The 6,638-nt window shown below is 39.4% G+C and carries 7 protein-coding genes; all 7 read left to right on the top strand.

Annotated features, from left to right (window positions below):
• Positions 1-108: 108 nt before the first annotated feature.
• The 7 genes from thiT to TY15_RS09530 all read left to right on the top strand — a co-directional run bounded on the left by thiT (position 109) and on the right by TY15_RS09530 (position 6,306).
• Entirely contained in the window at positions 109-699 is a 591-nt protein-coding gene (thiT, locus tag TY15_RS09500; protein WP_040204389.1) for an energy-coupled thiamine transporter ThiT, read from the top strand.
• 153 nt (positions 700-852) lie between these two features.
• Positions 853-1,077: a FeoA family protein gene (locus TY15_RS09505; RefSeq protein WP_040204390.1), complete on the top strand. Its 225-nt coding sequence runs from the start codon at positions 853-855 to the stop codon at positions 1,075-1,077.
• Positions 1,077-3,080, top strand: a complete 2,004-nt coding sequence (gene feoB / locus TY15_RS09510; RefSeq protein WP_040204391.1) for a ferrous iron transport protein B — start codon at positions 1,077-1,079, stop codon at positions 3,078-3,080. Before TY15_RS09505 ends, feoB begins: the two co-directional genes overlap by 1 nt.
• Positions 3,081-3,100: 20 nt before the next feature.
• Positions 3,101-3,256 (top strand): FeoB-associated Cys-rich membrane protein, encoded by a 156-nt coding sequence (locus TY15_RS09515; RefSeq protein ID WP_040204394.1) that lies wholly within the window; start codon positions 3,101-3,103, stop codon positions 3,254-3,256.
• 160 nt (positions 3,257-3,416) lie between these two features.
• A complete protein-coding gene (locus tag TY15_RS09520) occupies positions 3,417-3,611 on the top strand; it encodes a hypothetical protein (RefSeq protein ID WP_040204413.1) in 195 nt (64 codons plus the stop codon).
• Between the two features lie 53 nt (positions 3,612-3,664).
• Positions 3,665-4,120, top strand: a complete 456-nt coding sequence (locus TY15_RS09525) for a helix-turn-helix transcriptional regulator (protein ID WP_040204415.1) — start codon at positions 3,665-3,667, stop codon at positions 4,118-4,120.
• Between the two features lie 137 nt (positions 4,121-4,257).
• Entirely contained in the window at positions 4,258-6,306 is a 2,049-nt protein-coding gene (locus tag TY15_RS09530) for a transglycosylase domain-containing protein (RefSeq protein ID WP_042374360.1), read from the top strand.
• Positions 6,307-6,638: the final 332 nt, after the last annotated feature.

Genomic DNA, 6,638 nt, shown 5'->3' on the forward strand with positions numbered 1-6,638 from the left:
TGCTTGTCGCCGATAGTCGGGCGCCTTGTGCTTTTCTTATTTTGTGGCACCATATGACTTCTGGAAGAGATCAACTAAGTCCAAATAGATATACAGGGGGAGAAGTTGGTGAATCAAAAAAGGAGTAACACATTATTTATTTCAGAGGTGGCTGTATTTACAGCGCTGGCATATTTATTAGATTTTGTAGCGGGAATTTTATCATTAAAAATTTGGCCGCAGGGTGGTTCCATTTCGATTGCGATGGTGCCGATCTTTCTGATGGCCTATCGATGGGGAATCAAGGGTGGTCTTTTAACAGGCTTTTTATTAGGATTATTACAGTTCATTTTGGGATTTGCACAAATTTATACGATTGTTCAAGGCATCATCGATTATTTTATCGCGTTTACGGTTGTCGGGTTTGCAGGGATTTTTGCAAGTCAGGTGAGAAATGCAATTGATGAACAGAAAAAAGGCAAATGGGTTGCCTATGTCCTAATAGGGGCGTTTTTGGGAAGTGCCCTGAGGTACCTGTGTCATGTTGTTTCAGGAATTGTCTTTTTTGGGGAATATGCGCCAAAAGGACAGCCGGTAGCGGTTTATTCATTACTATATAATGGAACATTTATGTTACCAAGTTTTATTATCAGTGCGATTATCATCATCCTAGTTATGAGTGCTATGCCCAAGAAAATGGTGGTCCAAAAAATGCGATAAGAATCGGGAAAAGGAAAAGAGGCGACTCTTTTCCTTTTTTTTTGCAAATAGTTCGAACTTTTGTCAAATATATTATGCCAATTTCCCACAGGAGGGTGTTAAGATACGATTATAAAGATAATCATTCTCAATTACGGATAGGGTGATAAATACATGTTTGAATCTTTAAAAATGGGCGATAAAGGGAAAATCATTGACATTTCTCGAGTAGGAAAGTTGGTTCAAAGACGATTGTTAGATTTAGGTATTACAGAAGGCTCAGAGGTATGTGTGAAATGTGTGATGCCCTTTGGTGGTCCTGTTATGATCGAATCATGTGGACAATGTGTGGGAATTCGCCGCAAAGAGGCAGTCCAAATTGAAGTGGTGAGACTATAATGGAAATCGCTCTAATCGGTAACCCAAATACAGGTAAAACATCCTTATTTAATAATTTAACCGGTTCTTATGCATACGTGGGAAACTGGAGTGGAGTAACAGTTGAAAAAAAGGTTGGGGTTTTCAAAAATAATATTGGTCAGCTTATCGATCTACCGGGAGTATATACGTTAAATCCCCTTTCAAAAGACGAGGGAGTAGTTACGTCTTACTTTTTAAATGAAGCAGTTGATCGGCTGCTGAATATATTAGATGCCTCCCAATTAGAACGAAATTTACATTTAACGTTACAGTTACTAGAGTTTGAAAAGCCAGCATTAATTGGCTTAAATATGATTGATGTGGCTAATAAGCGGGGAATTCAAATTGATGCTTCGAAGCTATCGAAAATTCTCGGAGTACCTGTTGTTCCTGTTGTCGCCCGAAATGGAAAAGGCTGTGATAAGTTGGTTGATGTTATTGCAACGAAATCCATCCAACCGGCAAACAAGAATCTTGTGTGCTATGGCCAAGCGGTTGAGTCAGCTATAGCAGCCATTACTGGTGAAATGACGGCTAAAACAAATCATTCGACACGCTTTCTTGCGATTCAATATATTGAAGGAAATGAATATGTACGAAACTACGTCAATCATATTGCTGATCAGCAAAAGCTAACTTCCATCTTGGAAGAGTTGGAATCTCAATTACTAAATCAATATGATACAAAATCATTAGCTAATTTCATTTATACTAAAAGAAAAGAAGTTATTGAGAAGATAGTGGCAGAGGTTGCCCGAAAAGGTGATGCAACGATTCCTTTATCGGAGAAAATTGATAGCATTGTCACGAATCGTTATTTGGGGCTGCCGATATTTTTGCTGCTTATGTACTTCATGTTTATGCTAACCTTTGATTGGTTGGGAACTCCGTTATCGGATGCACTAGATGGTCTGTTAACAGGTCCAGTTACGTCGGGGATCGAATCAGCCTTAGGCGCTATTCATGCATCGGCCTTTATTCATGCTCTTATCTTAGAAGGATTAGTAGCGGGGGTTGGTGGTGTACTCGTATTCGTTCCACAAATTTTTATATTATTCTTCTTTATTTCTTTATTAGAGGATTCCGGATACATGGCACGTGTTGCTTTAGTTATGGATAGAATTATGGAATCTGTCGGTTTAAATGGAAAGGCGTTTATTCCAATGATAATTGGCTTTGGCTGTAATGTTCCAGGAATTATGGCTGCTAGAACGATAGAAACCCCAAGGGAAAGGCTGTTAACTGTGTTACTTACGCCGTTAATGTCCTGTTCGGCGAGGTTACCCGTATATGCCTTGTTTGTGGGAGCCTTCTTCGCTGGTCATAAGGCGTTTATCGTTTTAAGTTTATATGTTCTCGGAATTGTCATGGTCTTAATCCTTGCGAAAATCTTTTCATCTACCGTTTTAAAATCTGAAACGTCATTATTCGTTATCGAACTGCCACCTTATCGCCTTCCACAGTTCCAATCACTATGGAGAAGTACCTGGGATAAAGGAAAAGGGTTTGTAAGAAAGGCTGGTACATTTATCTTTGCAGGGTCGGTCATCATCTGGCTCTTATCTTACGCTGGTCCAGGGGGCTTGGAAGTCGATATGGATGATAGCTTCCTAGCAGCGATTGGAAATGTAATCGCGCCAATTTTTGCACCTATCGGCTTTGGAACATGGCAGGCAGCCGCTTCATTAATTACAGGTTTCCTGGCAAAAGAAGCGATTATCTCGACGATGAATATCATTTATTTTGTTCCTAATGATGCTAGTCTTCAAGCGTTATTGGCAGATTTTTATACACCGCTTTCTGCTTATAGTTTCATGGTTTTTATTTTATTGTATATTCCTTGCTTGGCAACAGTTGCGACAATTTATAAGGAAACCAACTCTAAAAAGTGGACTGCATTTTCGATGATTTATGCCTTTGTGATTGCCTATGTATTAGCTTTAATCATTTATCAAGGTGGAAGGTTAATTGGACTTGTCTAATTTGAAATGAGGTGCGGCAAATGATCGCGAGTATTATTATTGGAATTGTAATTTTTGGATATGCTGGCTGGGCACTTGTTAGGTTTATCAATAAATCAAAACAGGGAAAATGCGCTGCCTGTGGGGTCAAGGATTCATGTTCCAGTCAATGCAGTCCTATCGTTAAAAATAAATAAGCCCCGATTGAAACTGCTATCATTGCTGATAGCAGTTTCAGATTGTCGACAAAAGGCATCGAGAGGCCTCCCTTTCGGTGTCTTTTGTCATTTTTGGATAGGATTGCGGTTAAAATACGTTGATTTCCGCTCCAGGCGCTTGCTTTCCAGGGGGCAGGCGGTGAGCTTCCTCGTCGCTACGCTCCTGCGGGATCTCACCTGTCCTGCTAATCCCCCAGGAGTCAAGCGCCTTCCGCTCCAATCAACTAGTTTGGCTCACACTAAAGCAGGTTGCCAAGTCCAAGTTGCCATTTTCTTCAAATTCATGGCAGCAAACGTAAGCATCGCCTTCACTTTTTTCATAAAATTTGATTGATACAGGGAACTTGTGTAAAATTACACTAGATGGAATTGAAGGAAGGGCTAAATGTGACCAGGGAAGAGATCATAATGCAAGTTTCTGAAAAGCTTCGTCTGATCCGGACTGAGGCTGGGTATACACAGGATAAAATGGCGGATGTCATTGGTGTATCAAAGAAAACACTTGTACAAATTGAAAAAGGAAGAGTTTTAGCGAACTGGTCAACAGTGGTCTCAATCTGTGCCTTGTTTCGGGAAGCGGAAACAGTCCAATTTTTATTTGGAAACGAGCCTCTTGAGGTACTAGAAACAGTTGCCCTTGATGGCATTGATGTTCGTAAAACGAAAACAATGGGCGGTAGAATTTGGTGGAGAGTACTATCACAAAAAAAAGGCTTTATTCTCCAACAAAATATATTAAGCAAACATTTTCGGATATTGGATGAAAGAAATTACCGCATCTTTAGTAGTTTTGATGAAAAACATTCAAAACAGCGCTTTAAAGAACTGACAAAAAGTATATAATTGGAAACACTAAAAAGACGAGGTTTCGGCCCCGTCTTTTTTATATGATTGAATTCTTGCTGAACCGTCATAAAAACTCTTTAATTATCGAAAATTATAGCTGTTATAGAAGATTATAGATAAAGGATGTCATCGAATTGGTATATAAAGATTTAGGAAATGACATTTTTCAGAACTTAAAAAAGTGGCATTTGCTTCAAGTAATCGTGTTAATCGTGTTGATCACCATCCTTAGTTTTTTCGGCCTTCTTGCTTATTTTTCAAAGGATGCTGATATATCAGAGCTGAAAAATGAACTTCCACAACCAACTATTTTTTATGATTTAAATGGAAACGTGGCAAGTAAGGTATCAGCTAATAAAAATGAAGGAGTTCCCATTAAAGAAGTTCCAGTTTCTATGAAAGATGCGATCGTTGCTATTGAGGATCATCGATTTTATCAACATAACGGTGTTGATTTAATTGGTACATCAAGAGCGCTCATTCGCGATATAAAAGCAGGTGGGATGGTTGAAGGTGGGAGTACGATCACGCAGCAATTAACGAAAAATACCATTCTAACTTCTGAAAAAACAATCAAAAGGAAAATGCAGGAAGTATTTCTCGCTATTGCAGTGGAACGGGAATATTCAAAACAGGAAATCTTGCAAATGTATTTGAACCAAATTTACTTTGGCAATGGTGCCTATGGGATTAAACAAGCTGCCAGCAAATACTTTGCAAAAGATGTAAAGGACCTTTCAATCAGTGAATCTGCCCTATTAGCTGGGCTTATAAAGGCACCATCAGCCCTAAATCCATATGATCATATGGAAAAAGCCAAAGAAAGACGGAATATCGTGTTACTTCAAATGATGAAACAAGACTTAATATCGAGTCAGCAATATGAGAAAGCAAAGAATGAAAAAATAGTCTTGAATGATAAGGGTGGCGACCCGTTCCGCGGGAAGTTCCCCTATTATGTGGATCAAGTATTAGATGAAGCCATTAAGCAATACGGATTTACTCAGGATGATTTGTTGACTGGAGGCTACCAGATTTATACGGAGCTTGATCCAACCATGCAAACAGCGATGGAGAATACCTATCAAAAGAATGAATTATTCCCAAAAGGAACCGATCGACTTGTTCAAAGTGGTGGGGTTTTACTTGATCCAAAAACGGGTGGGATTAGAGCGCTTGTTGGTGGAAGAGGGGAGCATACCTTTAGGGGATATAACCGTGCCACACAATTACAGACCCAACCTGGTTCTTCATTTAAACCATTAGCGGTTTATACTCCGGCTCTTGAAGAAGGATGGAAGATAACAGACATGTTAAAAGATGAACCAGTGAAGTTTGGTGATTATCAACCTAGTAATTATGATTACCAATATGAAGGTGAAGTACCTATGTATGATGCGGTAAAGGAGTCAAAAAATGTTTCTGCCGTATGGCTCCTTAATGAGATAGGGATTGATAAAGGGATGAATGCTGTTAAACGTTTCGGTATTTCCTTGGATCAGGAGGATGATAATCTATCAATGGCGCTTGGCGGGTTGCATAAAGGTGTCTCACCCTTAAATATGGCTGAAGCTTTTGCCGTCTTTCCTAATCATGGAATGAGGATGAAGGCACATGTGATCACCAAAATTGTTAATGCCGATGGCAAGGTTGTTGCTGAACAGAAATCTCACCGGGAACAGGTCACAACAAAAGCGGTAACTGACAATATGACAACGATGCTTCTCGGGGTTGTTGAACAGGGGACGGGAAGTGCAGCGCAAATTCCTGGGAGGGAAACAGCTGGAAAAACAGGCTCTACCCAAGTTCCTATTAAAGGGATTAATGGCTTGAAGGATCAATGGTTTGTGGGGTATACTCCACAGCTAGTGGGTGCGATCTGGGTCGGTTATGATCAGACGGATGCGGAGCATTATATAACATCAACGACTGGGACCGGTTCGGCTGTTGTTTTCCGTGAAGTAATGAAGGAAGCGCTAAGCCAATTACCAAATGAGAGTTTTAAGGTGCCACATATTTCTGGCCTGATTGAACAGCAAAAGAAGGAAGAAGAAGCGAAAAATTATAACGGCTTTCAAGAAAACTTTAACAATGAAGTACAAAAGTGGGAAGAAAAGTGGAACAAGCAAAAAGAAAAATGGGATAAGAAAGGAAAGAATAAAGGGAAACCGAAGCCACATTAACAATGAAAGGCACGAGGAAATTCGTGCCTTTTAAATTTAAGGATTCTGAAAAATGGGAATTGACTTTCAAATAGACTAGTGATAATCTAACAAAGGAAGAAAAAATAGGAAATGGAGGGTTATAAAATGAATTATCTTCAACAACTACAATTCTCAACTACATTCACTTATGTAACCTGTCCTAAGGAACTACTTTCCTAACCTTTCTATGATGAAATGATGAAATGGTCAAACGCAGGTTACGTTCATGATTTTGAACCGTATCCTGTGTTTTTTTGTCTCTTTAATGAAGGGGGCATACTGCACTAATAGCGGTATGCCTCTTTTTTTAT

This window comes from Neobacillus jeddahensis, assembly GCF_000612625.1.
Lineage (GTDB): Bacteria > Bacillota > Bacilli > Bacillales > Cytobacillaceae > Neobacillus > Neobacillus jeddahensis.

Bases quoted from the DNA above. Each gene is read 5' to 3' on its own strand.
- TY15_RS09505 (WP_040204390.1), top strand. From the start codon at position 853: ATGTTTGAATCTTTAAAAATGGGCGATAAAGGGAAAATCATTGACATT.
- TY15_RS09515 (WP_040204394.1), top strand. From the start codon at position 3,101: ATGATCGCGAGTATTATTATTGGAATTGTAATTTTTGGATATGCTGGC.
- feoB (WP_040204391.1), top strand. From the start codon at position 1,077: ATGGAAATCGCTCTAATCGGTAACCCAAATACAGGTAAAACATCCTTA.